The sequence below is a fragment of the Vulcaniibacterium thermophilum genome, assembly GCF_007923255.1.
GTDB classification, from domain to species: domain Bacteria; phylum Pseudomonadota; class Gammaproteobacteria; order Xanthomonadales; family Xanthomonadaceae; genus Lysobacter_F; species Lysobacter_F thermophilum.
Window position 1 is genome coordinate 22169 of sequence record NZ_VOHJ01000026.1, and the last position, 15966, is coordinate 38134.

14 protein-coding genes and 3 pseudogenes are annotated in these 15966 nt (G+C 73.3%); 4 read left to right on the forward strand and 13 right to left on the reverse strand.

Features of this window, described 5'->3' with window-relative positions; genetic code table 11:
* Positions 1–34: 34 nt before the first annotated feature.
* Positions 35–871: a DUF6689 family protein gene (locus FQY64_RS10780; protein ID WP_146474275.1), complete on the reverse strand. Its 837-nt coding sequence runs from the start codon at positions 869–871 to the stop codon at positions 35–37.
* Between the two features lie 488 nt (positions 872–1359).
* Between FQY64_RS10780 and FQY64_RS10785 the strand changes: the two genes are divergently transcribed.
* Both FQY64_RS10785 and FQY64_RS10790 read left to right on the forward strand, forming a co-directional pair.
* Positions 1360–3864 (forward strand): S8 family serine peptidase, encoded by a 2505-nt coding sequence (locus FQY64_RS10785; RefSeq protein ID WP_186760937.1) that lies wholly within the window; start codon positions 1360–1362, stop codon positions 3862–3864.
* Between the two features lie 316 nt (positions 3865–4180).
* Positions 4181–5446 (forward strand): hypothetical protein, encoded by a 1266-nt coding sequence (locus tag FQY64_RS10790; RefSeq protein ID WP_146474276.1) that lies wholly within the window; start codon positions 4181–4183, stop codon positions 5444–5446.
* A 16-nt stretch (positions 5447–5462) separates the two neighbouring features.
* Here FQY64_RS10790 and FQY64_RS10795 read toward each other — a convergent pair whose 3' ends face one another.
* The 10 genes from FQY64_RS10795 to FQY64_RS10840 form a co-directional block, all read right to left on the reverse strand.
* Positions 5463–6149 carry an aquaporin gene (locus FQY64_RS10795; RefSeq protein WP_146474277.1) on the reverse strand — a complete coding sequence of 229 codons (687 nt, stop codon included), beginning with the start codon at positions 6147–6149 and terminating at the stop codon, positions 5463–5465.
* On the reverse strand, positions 6146–6649 hold the full coding sequence (locus FQY64_RS10800; RefSeq protein WP_146474278.1) for an arsenate reductase ArsC: 504 nt from the start codon (positions 6647–6649) through the stop codon (positions 6146–6148). Before FQY64_RS10800 ends, FQY64_RS10795 begins: the two co-directional genes overlap by 4 nt.
* Positions 6650–6651: 2 nt before the next feature.
* Positions 6652–7122: an ArsI/CadI family heavy metal resistance metalloenzyme gene (locus FQY64_RS10805; protein WP_146474279.1), complete on the reverse strand. Its 471-nt coding sequence runs from the start codon at positions 7120–7122 to the stop codon at positions 6652–6654.
* Complete coding sequence (locus FQY64_RS10810) at positions 7119–7460, reverse strand: ArsR/SmtB family transcription factor (RefSeq protein ID WP_146474280.1); 342 nt, start codon at positions 7458–7460, stop codon at positions 7119–7121. Before FQY64_RS10810 ends, FQY64_RS10805 begins: the two co-directional genes overlap by 4 nt.
* Before the next feature lie 105 nt (positions 7461–7565).
* Complete coding sequence (locus FQY64_RS10815) at positions 7566–8327, reverse strand: fructosamine kinase family protein (RefSeq protein WP_146474281.1); 762 nt, start codon at positions 8325–8327, stop codon at positions 7566–7568.
* 215 nt (positions 8328–8542) lie between these two features.
* On the reverse strand, positions 8543–9124 hold the full coding sequence (locus tag FQY64_RS10820) for a BON domain-containing protein (protein ID WP_146474282.1): 582 nt from the start codon (positions 9122–9124) through the stop codon (positions 8543–8545).
* A 358-nt stretch (positions 9125–9482) separates the two neighbouring features.
* The gene (locus FQY64_RS10825) at positions 9483–9923 is read right to left on the reverse strand and encodes a cupin domain-containing protein (protein WP_146474283.1); all 441 of its coding nucleotides are present in this window, start codon (positions 9921–9923) and stop codon (positions 9483–9485) included.
* Positions 9924–10145: 222 nt separating this feature from the next.
* The gene (locus tag FQY64_RS10830) at positions 10146–10664 is read right to left on the reverse strand and encodes a nuclear transport factor 2 family protein (protein ID WP_146474284.1); all 519 of its coding nucleotides are present in this window, start codon (positions 10662–10664) and stop codon (positions 10146–10148) included.
* An 87-nt stretch (positions 10665–10751) separates the two neighbouring features.
* Positions 10752–10991 carry a hypothetical protein gene (locus FQY64_RS10835; protein ID WP_146474285.1) on the reverse strand — a complete coding sequence of 80 codons (240 nt, stop codon included), beginning with the start codon at positions 10989–10991 and terminating at the stop codon, positions 10752–10754.
* A gap of 118 nt (positions 10992–11109) precedes the next feature.
* Positions 11110–11538, reverse strand: a complete 429-nt coding sequence (locus tag FQY64_RS10840; protein WP_186760939.1) for a hypothetical protein — start codon at positions 11536–11538, stop codon at positions 11110–11112.
* Positions 11539–12555: 1017 nt separating this feature from the next.
* Between FQY64_RS10840 and FQY64_RS15280 the strand changes: the two are divergent.
* Positions 12556–14163 (forward strand): annotated as a pseudogene (locus tag FQY64_RS15280) (HAMP domain-containing protein); the annotation flags it as partial.
* 255 nt (positions 14164–14418) lie between these two features.
* Positions 14419–15011, forward strand: a pseudogene (locus FQY64_RS15285) (methyl-accepting chemotaxis protein); the annotation flags it as partial.
* Here FQY64_RS15285 and FQY64_RS10850 read toward each other — a convergent pair.
* A complete protein-coding gene (locus FQY64_RS10850) occupies positions 14992–15594 on the reverse strand; it encodes an IMPACT family protein (protein WP_146474288.1) in 603 nt (200 codons plus the stop codon). The pseudogene FQY64_RS15285 and the gene FQY64_RS10850 overlap by 20 nt on opposite strands.
* Positions 15591–15966, reverse strand: a pseudogene (locus tag FQY64_RS14790) (hypothetical protein); the annotation flags it as partial. The gene FQY64_RS10850 and the pseudogene FQY64_RS14790, both read right to left, overlap by 4 nt.

Here is a 15966-nt window from a genome sequence, read left to right on the forward strand (position 1 = left end):
CCTGCCGAAAGGCGAGAGGCCCCGTGTCGCGGCCTCAGTCGCCGAAGTCGCGCAGGTAGGCGATGCTGAACTTCAGCGTGGCCGCGCCGGCGAGCAGTTCGCCTGCGGTGTTGCCGCCGACGCCGGGCCGCCAGGTGTCTGGGATGCCGACGCCGGCGCGCGCGAGCACGCGGCTGCGGAACTCGTCCAGCGTCGACAGCGCCGCGGCGTAACGGCCGGCGGCGACCGCGGCGCGCGCGCTGGACGCCAGCGGCGCGAGCGCATCGCGTTCGGCGGCCGGCAGCGTCGCCAGGTGCGCATCCAGCGCGTCGAACTTCTGCCCGATCGCCGTGGTGGTCGGCCGCAGATCGGTCAGCACCAGGAACTGCGAGAAACCGCCGGTGGTGCCGCGCGCGCGCACGCTGCCGGGGGCGATCTCGTCGGTGATGTCGCGGAACATCCCGCCCAGCGGCGCCTTGAACAGGCGCAGCGGGCTGCCGACGGTGTAGGGCAGCGCATGCGTGTGCACTTCCACGCGCACGGTGCGGCGGAACGCGAACGCGGTGCCGGCCGGCGGCTCGATCGTGACCAGCAGCGGGAAGCTGCCTTCGACCACGTTGAGCGCGCCGTCGGTCAGCCGCGCCAGCAGCGCCGGATCGAGCGGGTTCACCCACTGCGCGCTCACGCCCAGGTTGGCCGGCGTGAGCCCGCTGGCGTCGTCGAAGGTGAGCGTCATGTCGGCGACGGGGGCGCTCGCCGGGCCGATCTCCACGGTGGCGACGTTGCCGGCGACGGCCACCCGGGTCGGCAGCGCCTGCGCATGCGCGAGCGCGGCGCACAGCAGCAGCGCCGCCGCGGCCAGCAGACGGGGAAGGAAGACGGATCGGTTCATGGTCGCTCCCGGGCGCGCGCCCTCTGCGATGTGGATTCCGGCCAAGGCCGGAAGGAGGGCCCGATCATAGCCAGCGCGGCCGTGGAACGCCGTCATGAGGCGCAGGGGTTTTCCCTCAGGGCGGCTGGAGGAAATCCCCGATGGCCGCGGCCGGGCCCCGCTGGGAGCCTTGCCCGGTGGCGATGGGCAGCCCCTGCGGGCGCCGGCGGCGGCATGCCGCCTCCCGAACACGCGCCGGGCGGACCGCCTCCCGCCCGGCACGCCGGTGCGGCCGGCGCCGCGCCGTCGCCCGACGGCCAGGAGGGCGGGGGAGGCGCACCGACTCCCGGGCGAAGGAACGCCGCCCCCGCCGCCGCGCCCTCGCGGCCGGCGGCTGGGGGTTTTCACCGCTGCGGCGTGAGGCTTCCACCGGCTGCAAGGCGGCCGCCGGCGGTCGCGATACTCCGGGCGACCCCGCATGGGCGGGCATCCCCCGGAGAGAGCCACGCATGTTCCCCCGCACCGTTCGCACGTTCCGCTTCCGCATCTGCGCCATCGCCGCCGGCCTGCTCGCCAGCGGCGTCGCGCTGGCCGATGCGCACCTCGACGCCGAGCTGGTCGATCGCATGCTCGCCGCCGCACCCACGGACGAGTTGGCGGTCGTCGTCACCTACAAGCAGTCCGGCCCGCTGACGCCCGCGCAGGTGAGCGCGCTGTCGGCGCTGGGCATCGAGAAGGGCGTGACCATGCGCTCGCTGCCGATCGCCGGCGCGCTCGCCACCCCCGCCGAGATCCGCGCGCTGGCGCAGCGCGACGACGTGGTCTCGATCTACTGGAACGCGCCGCTGCGCTACTTCAATCGCGAGGCGCGGCAGATCTCGAGCGCGGCGCGCACGGTGGAGAACCCGAACGACTTCGGCCGCGCGATTCCGTTCAGCGGCGCGGGCGTGACCGTGCTGGTCAACGACTCCGGCATCGACGCCACCCACGAGGACCTCAAGCTCGGCCGCAACGTGGTGCAGAACGTGCTGGCGCCGCAGAACGTGCTCGCCGAGATCGCCACCGAGATGGTCGGCCCCGGCATCGTGCCGATCACCTATCTCGAGAACGTGCCCAACAGCGACATCGGCTCCGGCCACGGCACCCACGTCGCCGGCACCATCGGCGGTACCGGCCAGCGCTCCAACGGCCTGTACCGCGGCGTGGCGCCCGGCGCGAAGATGATCGGCTACGGCTCGGGTGCCGTGCTGTTCATCCTCGATGCGGTCGGCGGCCTCGACTACGCCGCCACCCACCAGTTCAGCTACGGCGCGCCGATCCGCGTGACCAGCAACTCGTGGGGCACCTCGGGCAAGTTCGAGCCGCTGAACCCGGTGAACGTCGCCACCTACGAGCTGTACAAGCGCGGCATCGTCAGCGTGTTCGCCGCCGGTAACGACGGCCCCGGCGAGGACACCCACAACCCGTATGCGCAGGCGCCGTGGGTGATCTCGGTCGGCGCGGGCGAGAAGGACGGCGTGCTCACCTCGTTCTCCTCGCGCGGCAAGCGCGGCGAGAGCGGCACGTTCACGATGCCCGACGGCAGGCAGTGGACCTACCGCAACGAGCCGACCATCGTCGCCACCGGCGTGGACATCCTCTCGACCTGGGACAGCCTGGGCTCGCTGTGCACGCCGGCGGTCGACGATCCGAACGTGCCGACCGCCTACGCGCCGTTCTACTGCTACATGAGCGGCACCTCGATGGCGACGCCGCACGTGTCCGGCATCGTCGCGCTGATGCTGGAGGCGAACCCGAACCTCACCCCGGCGCAGGTGAAGGACATCCTGATCCGCACCGCCACCAACATGACCGGCCGCGCGAGCTGGGAGGCCGGCGCCGGCCACGTCAACGCCTACGCCGCGGTGGCCGAGGCGGCCGGCGTGCGCGCCGGCTGGGGGGCGACGGTCAACGCGCTGCGCAGCTTCAACGCCAACGCGATCCTCAAGCCGGGCGGCGAGCCGATCCCGTTCTCGGTCTTCTTCGCGCCGGCCGGCACGGTCGAGTCGAAAACGTTCGAGGTCGGCGACGACGTCGCCTTCGTCACCGCCACCGCCGACATCGGCGACAACACGCTGGCGCTGGTGCTGATCGATCCGGACGGCGAGCAGTACGGCTCGGCGATCTCGCTGCCGCTGCTGGGCAGCCGCGTGGTGGCCAGCGCTCCGGGCAAGAAGGGCACCTGGCGCATCACGGTGCGCGGCATCGGCTCGGTGTCGGGCAACGACGTCGATCCGCTCAACGTCACCAACGGCTACGGCGCGCCGGGCACGGTGAGCGGCGAGATCACGATGCTCAGGAGCGGCGGCTACACCGGCCTGAACGACATCGCTACCCATCCGGCGCGGCAGGCGATCGAGTTCGCCATCGCCAACCGCCTGATGGACGGCTATGCCGACGGCAGGTTCCGTCCGGACCAGGCGCTCAAGCGTGGCGAGCTGGCGCAGTACCTGCTGATGGGCCAGAACGTCCGCCAGGCGCTGCCGTTCTCGGGCCGCTCCAGCTTCACCGATCTCTCCACCTCGGACGCGCGCTGGCCGTTCGCCGAGGCGGCGGTCGCCCGTGGCGGCGCGCTGCGCGACATGCTGCACACGCAGGAAGGCGTGATGGGCACGGTCAACGGCGCGTTCCGTCCGAACGACGCGGTCACGCGCGTGAGCCTGGCGTACTCGCTGGTGCAGAGCCTCGGCCTGCAGGATCAGGCGCGCGCCTTCGACGGCACGCTGACCGCGTTCTACGACGGCAAGCGCATCCCGGTGGAGGACGCCGGCGCGATCCCGGCCAGCCTGCGCGGTTACGTCCAGCTCGCGCTCGATCTGGGCCTGATCAACGCGCGCTTCGCGGTGACGCAGGGGCCGTTCGACCTGCAGCCGACGCTGCACGCGTACTTCGACCCCGGCAAGACGGTCACCCGCGCCGCGTTCGCGGTGTCGGCCGGCCGCTATCTCACGCACTACCGCAGCGCCGAAGACTGACGGCGCGACTGTCCTGCGGCTCCCTTCGGGCCCGGCGCATGCCGGGCCCTTTTTGTGCGGGGTGCGGATGCACCGCGCGCGCAGCATCGGCGCGCAGGCGCGCGCATCGACGTCAAGAACGCGGCATGACGCGTTGCGTCAGGGGTTGTCGCGATACGGCAGACGACTCGCGAGCGCGCTGACGAACGGCCGCAAGCGCGGCGCCGAACGCGCATCCGCGCGCGCCCGTCATGCACGAAGCCTTCGCCCGGGCGTCGCTAGTCTCGCCGCCTCGCATCGCGTCTGGCGATGCGCGCGTCGAGAGGGAGAGCGCACGATGGGCGGTGGAAGCAGCACGCACGAGACCCGCACGGACGACGGCCGGTCGGTGCCGCGGGAGGTCGAAGCCGCCTCCGCCGCGCACGCGCCGCGCATCGCGGTCGGACCTGCGCACGATCCGCTCGCGCCGCTGCTGCCGCTCGCCGCCGCCGCGTACCGCGAGCGCGTGCGGCAGTTCAACCGCATGCGCGCGCGCCTCGCGGGTCAGGCGCTGGCGCGGCTGCGGCCGCAACCGCACGACTTCGCCGCTTGCGCGCACGCCCCCGCGCGCTACGCCTGCGCGCTGGAGCTGTTCCATGCCGACCGCTACGTGCGCCAGCTCGAACGCGTGATCGCCAGCGCCGCGCAGAACGTCGTGCCCGTGTTCGACGATGGCCACGGCGGCACCTGCGACCCCACCGCGCTCGCGCCGTTGCCGTTGCGCCGCGTGCTGGCGGCGCTCGGGCTTCCGCTCGCGGCGCACGCCGACGCGACGCATCTGGTGGCGTGCCATTTCGTGCTCGCCACCGTGCCCGAAGCGCTGCTGATCGAATTCGCCAGTCCGCTCGCGCCGCGCGCGCTGCGTGGGGAGGGCGCGGGCGCCGCGGTACACGCGACCGCGGCCCCGGTCGCCGCGTTCGCGGGCGACGGCGATTCGCATCCGCCGCGCCGGCTGGCGCTGCGCCTGCATGCCGAGCCGCTCTCGTTGCCGCCGCTGGCCGCGCGCCGGGACTACCGCTGGGCCGCGCATCTCGCGCAACTGCCCCCCGACGCGCGGCGGCTGCTGGCGCGCTCGCCGGAACTGTGCGCCGTGCTCGACGGCCAGCCGGTGGCCTGGCCGCGCCGCGCCGCCGGCTTCGCGCTCGACTACGAGGCGGTGATCGCCGATCCCGCCGCGCACGCGCCGCCAAGTCCGCTCGAGCCGCTGCGCCTGCGCGAGGGCGAGGCGCTGCTGCTGCATGCCGACGGACTCGCCGCCGCCGGCCTCGATGCGTTGCATCGCGCGCTGCCGCAGGCGACGCCCGCCGCCGCGTTCGGCGTGCTGCGGCTGGACGGCGCGCGCGTGGCGGTGTTCGCCGGGCACGTCGCGGCGGTCGAACGCGCCGCGCTGTTCGGTGCGGCCGTGGGCGATGGCGAACTGCGCAGCGCCACGCTCGATCTGGCCACCGCCGACGGCCGCCGCGGCTACCGCCGCTTCCTCGCCTGCGGCGCGGTACCGCACGCTACGGATGCCGCGCCTGCGCCGCGCAACGCGCCGGCGCAGGCGATGCGTCGGCTGCACTGACGCCGCGCGGCGCGGTTCACTGCGGCGTCGCGGCGCCGTCGCCGCGCGCGTCGGCGAGGAGCGCACGCGCGATCGGCACCGCCGCCACCGCACCGGCCAGTTGCGCCAGCACGAACGCCGGCACATCCGCGGGGCGGATGCCGGCGAAGCTCTGGGTGAGGCTGCGCGCGAGCGTCACCGCCGGATTGGCGAACGAGGTGCTGGCGGTGAACCAGTACGCGGCGAAGATCCACGCCGCCACCAGCACCGGCAGCGCCGCCGGCCGCAGCCGCGCGCCGAGCAGAATGGCGAGCAGCAGGCCGAAGGTCGCCACGCCTTCGCTCAGCATCTGCGCCGTGCCGCTGCGCGCACGCACGCCCGGCTGCCACAGCGGAAGCTCGAACATCGCGTGCGCGAGCGTCACCCCGAGCAGCCCGCCCAGCACCTGGGCCGCGACGTAGCCGGTCCACGGCGCCGCAAGCGCCACGCCGCGCAGGCGCATGACCAGCGTGACCGCGGGATTGAAGTGGGCGCCGCTCACCGGACCGAGCAGCACGATCAGCACGTACAGACCGCCCGCGGTGGCGGCGGCGTTGGCCAGCAACGCGACCGCGTCGTTGCCCTGCGCCAGCCGCACGCCCATCACCCCGCTGCCCACCACGATGGCGAGCAGCAGCGCGGTGCCGAGCAGCTCGGCCAGCAGCGCGCGCGCCGTCCGCGTCATCGTGTCGCCTCCGCGATCGCACGCGCCTGCGTTTCCAGCGCAAGCCGGTCGAGTTTCTCCACCGGCAGGGCGACCAGCAGTTCCACGCGCCGGCGCAGCGCGACGAAGGCCTGCAGGTAGGCCCTGCGCCGTGTCGCCTCGTCGCCCTCGACGGCGGCCGGATCGGGCACGCCCCAGTGCGCGGTGGCCGGCGCCCCCGGCCAGAACGGACAGGCTTCGCCCGCGGCGTTGTCGCAGACGGTGATCACCAGGTCCATGCGCGGCGCGTCGGGCGCGGCGAACTCGTCCCAGCTCTTGCTGCGCAGGCGGGCAGGGTCGTAGCCGAGCTGCGCGGCGAGCTCCGCGGCCAGCGGCTGCACCCGGCCGCTCGGCTGGCTGCCGGCGCTGAAGGCGCGGAAACGTCCGCGCCCCAGCACCTCCAGCAGCGCCTCGGCCATCACGCTGCGCGCGGAGTTTCCGGTGCACAGGAACAGCACGTTGAACATGCGCCCGGCCGCCATGGTCAGCAGCACCCGGCGGCGGTGTCGCAGCGGGCCGCTGCCGTGCGGGCGGGCGCGTCGCAGCACGGCGTGGCCGGCCTGGCCGCTTCCGGCGCGTAGTAGGTGGTCGCTTCGCCGTGCGTGTGGAACGTCTCCCAGATCACGCCCTGCGGATCCTTCGCCCAGAACTTGTCCGAGCGCGCGTAGCAGCAGGTGGCGCCGGTCTCGGCGAGGGTCACCTGGTCGGCCGCCTGGAGGCGCGCACCGATCGTCTCCAGTGCCGCGGCGGTGTCCGCCTGCAGGCCCAGATGGGCGATGCCGTCCGGACCGGCCTTGCCGCTGGAAACGGCGAAGTTCAGCCGCGGATCCTCCAGCAGCCACTTGGCGTAATCGTCCTTGCGCATGGTGGGCGGTGTGTCGAACAGGCGGCTGTAGAAGGCGATGTTGGCGTCGAGATCCGCGACGTGCAGGTGGACGTGGAAACGGGCGTTCATCGGTCGGCTCCGGGTGAGGGAGAGCAGCCGGAGCCGCCGTCGGCTTCGCAGCCGGCGCCGGCGCAGCAGTTCTCGGTGAGGTAGGCGATCAGGGCGTTCATGCGCGCGTAGTCGGCGCGCACGCGGATGACGCGGCCCTCGCGCGTGTCCGCGACGAGGCCGGCGTGGCGCAGCACGTTCAGGTGCGCCGTCATGGTGGCGGGGGGCACGCCGACCCGCTCCCGCAGTGCGCCGACCGGCAGCCCGTCGCGGCCGGCCTGGACAAGGACGCGGAAGGTCTTCAGCCGGTGGGGTTGGCCCAGCGCGCTGAGGGCGGCGAGTGCGGAGGTCTCATCCATGTTTCTATGGTATGCGAAATATGGAAATGTGCAAGCGCCGCGGCCTTGCGTCGCCCGACTCGATCCGCGTGTGCCTTGTGGCACCCGATCGCGACCGCGCGCCCTCTATCCGTACCGGCGCAATACGGCGCGCACGCGGCCCAGATAGCCGGTGCCGAACAGATTGAGGTGGTTGAGCAGGTGGTAGAGGTTGTAGAGCGGCGCGCGCTCGCGCCAGTCGCGCGCCAGCGGCGCATGCTCGGCGTAGGCCGCGAAGAAGCACGGCGGTGGCGCGCCGAACAGCGTCAGCATCGCCAGCTCCGCCTCGGCCCAGCCGTGATGCACCGCACCGGCGTCGATCAGCGCCGGCGCGCCGCGCGCGTCGCAGTGCAGGTTGCCGGTCCACAGATCGCCGTGCAGCAGCACCGGCGGCTGCGCCGGGATCCACTCGCGCAGCCGCGCGCACACATGCTCCACCCGCGCGGCGTCGTCCGCTTCCAGCAGCCCGGCATCGCGCGCGCGCCGCGCCTGCGGCAGCAGCCGGCGCTCGGCGAAGAAACGGTGGCCGTCGGCGTCGGGCGTGTTGTCCTGCGGCGAGTCGCCGCACCAGCCCGCGTGGGCGAAACCGAAGCGCGCGTCCCGCCGCGCGTGCTGCCGCGCAAGGCCCGCGCCCGCGCGGCGGAAGTAGTCCGCGCCCGGCGTGCTTTCGCCGAGGTCTTCCAGTTCGATGAAGTCCGCCCCGACCGCATACACCTCCGGCACGCGCAGCCCGCCCGCTTCGCGCAGCGCCGCCAGCCCCCGCGCCTCGGCGGCGAAGAAGGACGCCGGCATGTCCGGCCGCCGCTTGCGCAACGCGCGGCGGCCGTCGGGGCGGACGAAGCGGTGCATGGCATCGACCGATCGAACGTGCGCCCAGCCTAGCAGCGCCCCGTCAAAACCCCTTGCCCGCAAGGGGAGAGAGGTCGGGGGTGAACGCAGTCAAAGCCCCTTTCCCGCAAGCGGGAGAGGGTAGGGACGTGCACTCAACCCCCTCTCCCGCTCGCGGGAGAGGGGTTGGCGTGAGGCCCACCGCCAGCGGCACCATCCAAGCGTCGCCGGCCCCCTCAGTGTCGCGTCAGCCGCTGCAGCGCGCCGTTGCGCTGCGCCGCGACCAGCGCGATCGCCACCGGCGTCAACGCCAGCAGCGGCAGCGCGGGCCGCATCAGCCGCCCGTTGAGCCGGCGCGCGCGCGGCCGGCCCTGAAGCGCGGGGATGTTGCCGGGCTCGTCGTGCACCTCGAGCTGGTTGTCGACCTCGCCCACGCCCTTCAGCGAGGAGACCAGCGCCAGCAGCCGGTCCAGCTCGTCGGCCAGGATGTGGCCGCTCAGCCGCACCCGACCGTCCTGCACCTCCACGTGCACCGCGCCGGGGTGGCTGACCGCGCGCCCGAGCTTGGAGCGGATGCGCTCATGCAGCGTGCGGTCGTCGTGCGGCGCGCGCGACGGACGCAGCGCGTGCGTCAGCCCGCGCAGCCGATCGCCCGCGCGGCGCGTGCGTGCGCGGGCGAAATCGCCGGCGTCGTGGACGAGCGCCACGCTGCGGTCGCGTACCTGCATCCGCCGCCGCCGGCCGAGCTGCGGATCGAGGAAGTACATCGCCAGCGCGCCTGCCGCGGCGCCGCCGAGAATGCCGAGCACGGTTCTCATGCGCGTCTCCTTGCGGGTTTCGGGGGGACACCCCTCGGCTAGCAACCCCCATGCCGCCGCCAGCCGCCGCGCGACGGCGCGCGCCGTGCCGTGGGGTGCAGCTCTTGCACCGCAGTGAAGCAAGTTCAGCGCGTCCTCCAAACTGACGCCGGCCGCGCCGCGCGGGCGGTCGGGGTCGAGCGGGCGGCCGGCCGGGGTCGAGAGGGCCGGAAGATGGGGGCGAGAGGCCACCCGCCCGGGGGGGCGAGGGCAGGCCGATGGGGGCGCACGGGCACCCCTCTGGCTTCACGCGGGCAGGTGGGCAGGGTCGCGCGGGCACCCGGCCCCGCGGAATGCGGCCAGCCGTGTCCGCGCGCGATCAGCGCCGGACCGCGTCGTCGCCTTCCGGCTTCCCATCCTCCAGGTACCGCCACGGCTTGCCGGTGGTGTGCACGCGGAAGACCAGGATGCGCGCGCCCGCGTCGCCCGCGCCCGCGCGGTGGATCGCTTCGAACGGAATATGGCCCACCGTGCCGGGGGCGGGGCGGATCACGCCCTGGCCTTCGATCGCGATCTCCGGATCGCCCTCGAGGTAGTAATGGAACTCCTCGCCCGGGTGGCGATGCCGCTCCAGCCGCCGGTGCGGCGGGATCTCGACCAGATCCACCAGCACCTCCCGCCCCGGCGCGAAACGTTCGCTCAGCGGTGCATGGAACAGGTTGGTGACCGTCGACCCGGCCCGGTTCTCGCCGTACACCACGCCGGCGGCGAAGCCCGCGACGACGCACCCCGCAACAAGCCCGACGGTCAGCGCTCGCATGACCTCACCCCTTGCGTTGGAGAGACGGGGTTCACCCGGCGTCGGTCCGAACGGCCGGCCCGGGGTGCGTCCCGATCGTACGCCCGGCCCGCGGGCCGGGGACGGCGGCCGATGGTCGCAACGGAGGATGCGCGTGGCCTGCGCGCGCCGTGCTTCTTCAGTTGGAGATGGACGAAGCGCATCGCACCCGTCCGCGCCCGCCGTGCGCTTCCCGCCGTGCGTTCAAGGGTTCGCGGGAACCGCACGATGGTCGTAACTCACCACGCGGGCGAGACGCCATTGCCCGTTCTCGTTGCGCCACAGACTGATGAACCGCGCGACGGTACTGGTGGCGGCGCCACGCTCGTCGAACCGGTGGGTGCCGACCTGCAGGGCCCCGTACCCCTCGATCGGGTACACCCGAAGGCTTCCCGGAACGATCGTCCGCGTCACGCCGCGGGCAGCCGGGCACGCCGCGGTCAGCCGGCGCGTGTTCTCCCGCACCTGCTCGCCCGCGGAGAGACCATCCTTGTCGTGATAGAACTCGACATCGTCGGCAAAGATGGCGTTGGCCTTGGCGGCATCGCAGGACACGAACGACGCCTCGAACAGCATGCCGTCCATGCGCGCGAGCTCCTCGAACAGCGGTCCGGAGCGCAAACCATCGGCATCTTCGGGCGCGGTCTGCGCCTGGGCCGAAACCGCGCCGAACATCAGCCCGAGCAGCGTGAGGGTGCGAAAACCGCGAGCCGTGGGTTTCATGGATTCTCCGCCTGCACAGGGGGTCAAGAGGTTCCGACCCGAGCCGCACCGCGACGCGGCGTCGCTCTGGACGGATGCGAAGCTGCGTTACCTGGCACTGGCGCCGCCACCGCCGAGGAATGCCGACGCACGCGGAGCGTAACCGAAGTCGTACCAGCCGCCGGTGTTCGGGACAGCACAGATGCGGTCGTCGCTGAACATGCTGCCGATCAGACTGAGGACGATCAGGACACCATGCAGGAGGCCGGAGAAGAACCCGGGAGGGTCTACGGCGCCTGCCTCAGGCTGATACGCGCCGCGCCCGAGCAGCACCAGGGCGCCGAGCACAAGGAAGACGTGCCCCGTTCTTGCCCCGGGGCGAGCGAATTCGGCTCATGGCACGCACCTGATACCTCGGTCGAAACGGCACCGCGAAGCGGCGGCGGCTCCGGCAGATCGTTCCGGCTCACGCGTCGAAAAGCTTCTCCACGCCCGGCTCGCACTTCCTGGCCCATTCGATGGCCCCGGCTGCGGGGATGAACGGCGGTTCGCCTCCTTCGGCAAGCTGGCCGTCGGCCATCGAGCACAACACCGCCGACGCGATCATGGAGGACATGTACTGGCGCATGTCCGCATGCGTGACCAGGGTGACGAGCAGGGTGCGATCCTCCAGCGCCGCCTGCTCGTCGTCCGAGAGTTCGGAGAGGTCGAAATCCTCGACGTAGAGCTCGAAGCCCGCCGGCTCCCCTTTGTAGGTCGCCGGCAGGAATCCCTCGAACTCGTCCCACCGGAAGTCGCTGTCGATTTCCAGCTCGAAACCGGCCTCCCGTATGGCCGCCGCCCAGTCCGCCGGAGCAGGCAACGAGCCAGGACGCACGAAGATGTTGTTCTCCACGGACATTCGCTTTCCTCGAAAGGTCTACCACTTGGGTGAACCGCGCCGCGAAGCGGCGTCGGCTTGAATGACTTGTTGGCCGTGGACGCTACGCCGAAGGCCGGCAGGGGTGCAAGCCGCGATGCGGCGTGCGGAACGAGACGAGCGCCCGCCACGCGGCAAGGGCCGTGGGTGCCGAGGCGAGGAAAACCGGGCGCGCACTGCGCGGTGTCCGTCGGGATGTGGCCGAAGCAGGCAGCGTGCTGGCCGGCGCGAGGAACCGACTCGAGCAGTCGAAGCGAGAGTGCACGCGACGCCACGCATGGGGCGCCCGAGGTACTGGCCGAAGAAGCAACGTGGCCGCAGGCAACGCGATCCGACGGCGACGAGCGCCGACCGTAAGGCCAAACGGATAAGACCCGAGTTCAGCCGCGCAGCGAAGCGGCGTCGGCTTGTTGGGCTTCGCTGCGCTCAGGCCAGCCTACGGGCAACAGGTTCCGCAGCTCCGTCGCCCGGGCGGCGCCACGCGTCGGCGACCTGGCCGTTGGCCTTCGCTGCGTTCAGCCCCACCGACGGACTTCCACCGAAAACACCCGAGCAGGGAGTCACTGGCTCACTACACGCGCGGGTCGAACCCCTGCGGCCACAGCGCCGTCGCTGACCGGTTCAGCCGCATCGCGCACAGGGGCCTCGGCAGGGCCGCGCGGGGTACGTGACTTGCACGGCGTCGGTCGGTCGGGTCGTGGAGCCGCGAAGGCAGTGAAGGGTCTGAAGATGCAGTCGATCGCCGCGCGCACGGCGGCGGCGATCGGGGTGGTGGCGGTGCTGGCGTTCGTCGGGGCGGCGTGGGTGATCCAGCGCGAGGCCGCGCGCGAGCAGCGGGCGACGGCGCTGCGCGAGCTGGAGCAGCTGGCCCAGTTCGAAGCCGCGCGCGTGCGCGATGGCGTCAACGAAACGCTGGTGATGGTGCGGGCGCTGGCGGTCTCGACGCTGGCGATGATCGAGCGCGGCGCGCCCGACCGCGTGGAGGGCTCGGAGATGGTGCGCCGCTACACGGCGGCCGACCGCAACGCGCTCGGCTACTGGCTGGATTTCGAGTACGACGGCTTCGACGGCCGCGACGCGACGCTGCGCCGTCGCTGGGCCGCCGATCCGCCGTCGGAGGAGACGGTGGAAGCGGCCGTCGCCACGCTCTCGCCCGCCGAACGGGTCACCACCGACACCGGGCGCTATTCGGTCTACTGGGTGCTCGACAAGTCGGGCACGCCCTCGCTCGAGCACGCGGTCGGCCCGGAGAACGACTTCAACCTCGATACCGAGACCTACTACGCCGCCGCCCGCGCGCGCGGCGAGGAAATGATGTTCGAGCCGTACGCCTACGAGGTGGACGGCAAGGACGTGCTGATGACCAGCCTGATGGTGCCGATGCTCCGCGAGGGCCGGCACATCGGCGTGGCCGGCGCGGACATCACGCTCGACCGCATCCGGGCGGAGCTGGCGCGCGTGCGGCCCTACGGCACCGGCGTGGTGCGCTTCCTCTCGCCGAAGGGGCTGGTGCTGGCCGCGCCCGAGCGCGAACTGCTCGGCAAGCCCTGGCCGCAGCGGCTCGACGGCATCCGCAAGACGCTCGAGCAGGGCCGCAGCGTGAGCGTGGAGGAGCACGATCCGGCCATCGGCGGCCGCGCGTTCCGCGTCTACGTGCCGGTGAAGGCCGGACGCGGCCGCGACGTGTTCGTGCTGATGGTCGCAGCGCCGGTCGATGCGGTGATGGCCGGCGTGGCCGAGGTGCGCGATCGCGTGCTGTGGGTCGGACTGGTCGCGGTCGCATTGCTGATCGCGGTCGTGGTGGTCCTGCTGCGGCGCCTGGTCGGTCGCCCGTTGCAGGGCGTGGTGGCGGCGGTGGACGCGGTGGCGGCCGGGCGGCTCGACCATCCGATCGAGGCGGGCGGCGAGGACGAGGTCGGCCGCGTCTCGCGCGCGTTGCGGCGGATGCAGGCGGACCTGCGGCAGCGGATCGAGGCCGAGCGCCGCATCGCCGCCGAGAACCTGCGCGTGCGCATCGCGCTCGACAACGCCGGCACCGCCATGCTGATCGCCGACGCCGAAGGCCGCATCGCCTACGCCAATCCGGCCATGCGCGCGCTGATCGCGCAGTACGCGCCCGAGCTGCGCGCGTCGCTGACGGGGTTCGACGCCGGCGCGCCGGAAGGCCAGCCGCTCGCGCGTCTGCAGCCGTCCGACGCGCCGCCGCCGGCCGCGGCGACGGAAGTGCAGCAGCGCGAACTCGCATTCGGCCGCGCCGTGTTCGCGCAGACGCTCGCGCCGGTGGTGGCGCCCGACGGCGAACGCCTCGGCGTGGTGGTGGAGTGGCGCGACCGGACGCAGGAAGTCGCGGTGGAGAGCGAGGTGGCCGGCGTCATCGAGGCCGCCGCCACGGGCGACCTCGGCCGCCGCATCGGCGTGGCCGACAAGACCGGCTTCTTCCGCCGGCTCGCCGAAGGCGTGGACCGGATGCTCGACGCCAACGCGGCCTCGATCACCGCCGTGCAGCGCCTGCTGGCGGCGCTGGCGCGCGGCGATCTCACCCAGCGCATCGACGCGCGCTTCCACGGCGTGTTCGGGCAGATGCGCGACGACGCCAACACGACGGTCGAACGCCTGGAGGCGATCATGCGGCACGTGCGCGGCGCGGTGGCGGCGGTGCGCACCGCCGCGGCCGAGATCGCCGCCGGCCATCACGACCTGTCGGCGCGCTCGGAGCAGCAGGCCGCGGGGCTGGAGCAGATCGCCTCGTCGATGGAGCGCCTGACCGGGGCGGTGCGCGGCAATGCCGAATCCTCGCGCCATGCGCGCGAGCTCGTCGCCGGCGCCGCCGAGGTCGCCGCGCGCGGCGGCCGCGTCATGCAGGACGTGGTGCAGGAAATGGACGCCATCACCGACGCCTCGCGGCGCATCGAGAGCATCGTCGGCGTGATCGACGACATCGCGTTCCAGACCAACATCCTCGCGCTCAATGCGGGGGTCGAGGCGGCGCGCGCGGGCGATCAGGGCCGCGGCTTCGCGGTGGTGGCGAGCGAGGTGCGCTCGCTCGCGCAGCGCGCGGCGCATGCGGCGAAGGAGATCAAGGACCTGATCGCCGCGTCGGGCGCGCGGGTCGGCGCGGGGTCGGCGCTGGTCGGCGAGGCGGGTTCGACGATGGAGGAAATCGTCGCCGCGGTCCGGCGCGTGGAGGCGCTGATGAACCAGATCACCGCCGCCTCGGCGGAACAGGCCGGCGGCATCGAGCAGGTGACGCGTACCATCGGCCACATCGACGGCGTCACGCAGCAGAACGCGGCGCTGGTCGAGCAGGCCACCGCCGCCGCCCACTCGCTCGACCAGCAGGCCGAGGAGCTGGCGGAGGCGGTGTCGGTGTTCCGGTTGCGCGACGGCGGATAGGGCGGGGTTCGACCCGCGCTCGGGTCGGGCGGCCGCTCAGGCCCCGTCCGCCGGCGCGAGGAGGCTGGCGCGATTGCGGGTGGCGTCGCGCAGGCGCTCGCGGAAGGCGGGCAGGTGCGCGGCGGGCAGGCGCAGGCGCAGGCGGACGCCGTCGGCGTCGAAGGCCTCGTCGAGCTTGTCCGCGGCGTGCGCGGCGAGCAGGGCGTGCAGCGTGCCGAGGTCCTCGAACGGGCAGGCGCATTCGAGTTCGGCGTACGTCACCCGCGCGCGCCGGGGCGCCAGGCGCAGGCACTCGGCCGCGGCGCCGCCGTAGGCGCGGGCCAGGCCGCCGGCGCCGAGCTTGATGCCGCCGTACCAGCGGATGACGAGCACCGCCACGCCGTCCACGCCCTGGCCGTCGATCGCCGACAGGATCGGGCGCCCGGCGGTACCGGCCGGTTCGCCGTCGTCGTTGAAACGGTATTCGGCGCCGATGCGGTAGGCCCAGCAGTTGTGGGTGGCGGCGGGATCGGCGTGCCGCGCGAGCCATGCCAACGCGTCCTGCGGCGACTCGACCGGCGCGGCGATCGCGAGGAAGCGGCTGTGCTTCACCTCGAGCAGATGGCGCGCCTCGGCCGCCAGCGTGTGCGCCGCGCTCATCGCAACAGCGGCTGCAGATCGTCGGGGATCGGCGCTTCGGGATGCCTGCGGCGGAACAGGCGCAGGCTCTCGCGCGCCTGCGCGTCGAGGCCGGCGTCGCGACGGGCGCGGATGCGCTCCAGCCAGGCGTCCGGTTCGAGCGCGCGGTCGCGCCGCACCGGGATGGCGCGCAGGGCGTCGGCGGTCGGCGCGATGCGGCTGCCGCTGACCTCGATGCGGTCGAGCGCCGGCTGTTCCGCGGCGCGCTCCGCGGTCGCGGCGTCCTCGGCCGCCTTGGCGGCCGGACGACGCGCCTGCGGCAGGCGTGCGGTCGCGCGCGCGGCGGTGGTGTAGGTCGGGTGCGGCGCGGCGGCGGGCGGCGCGGCGGTGGCC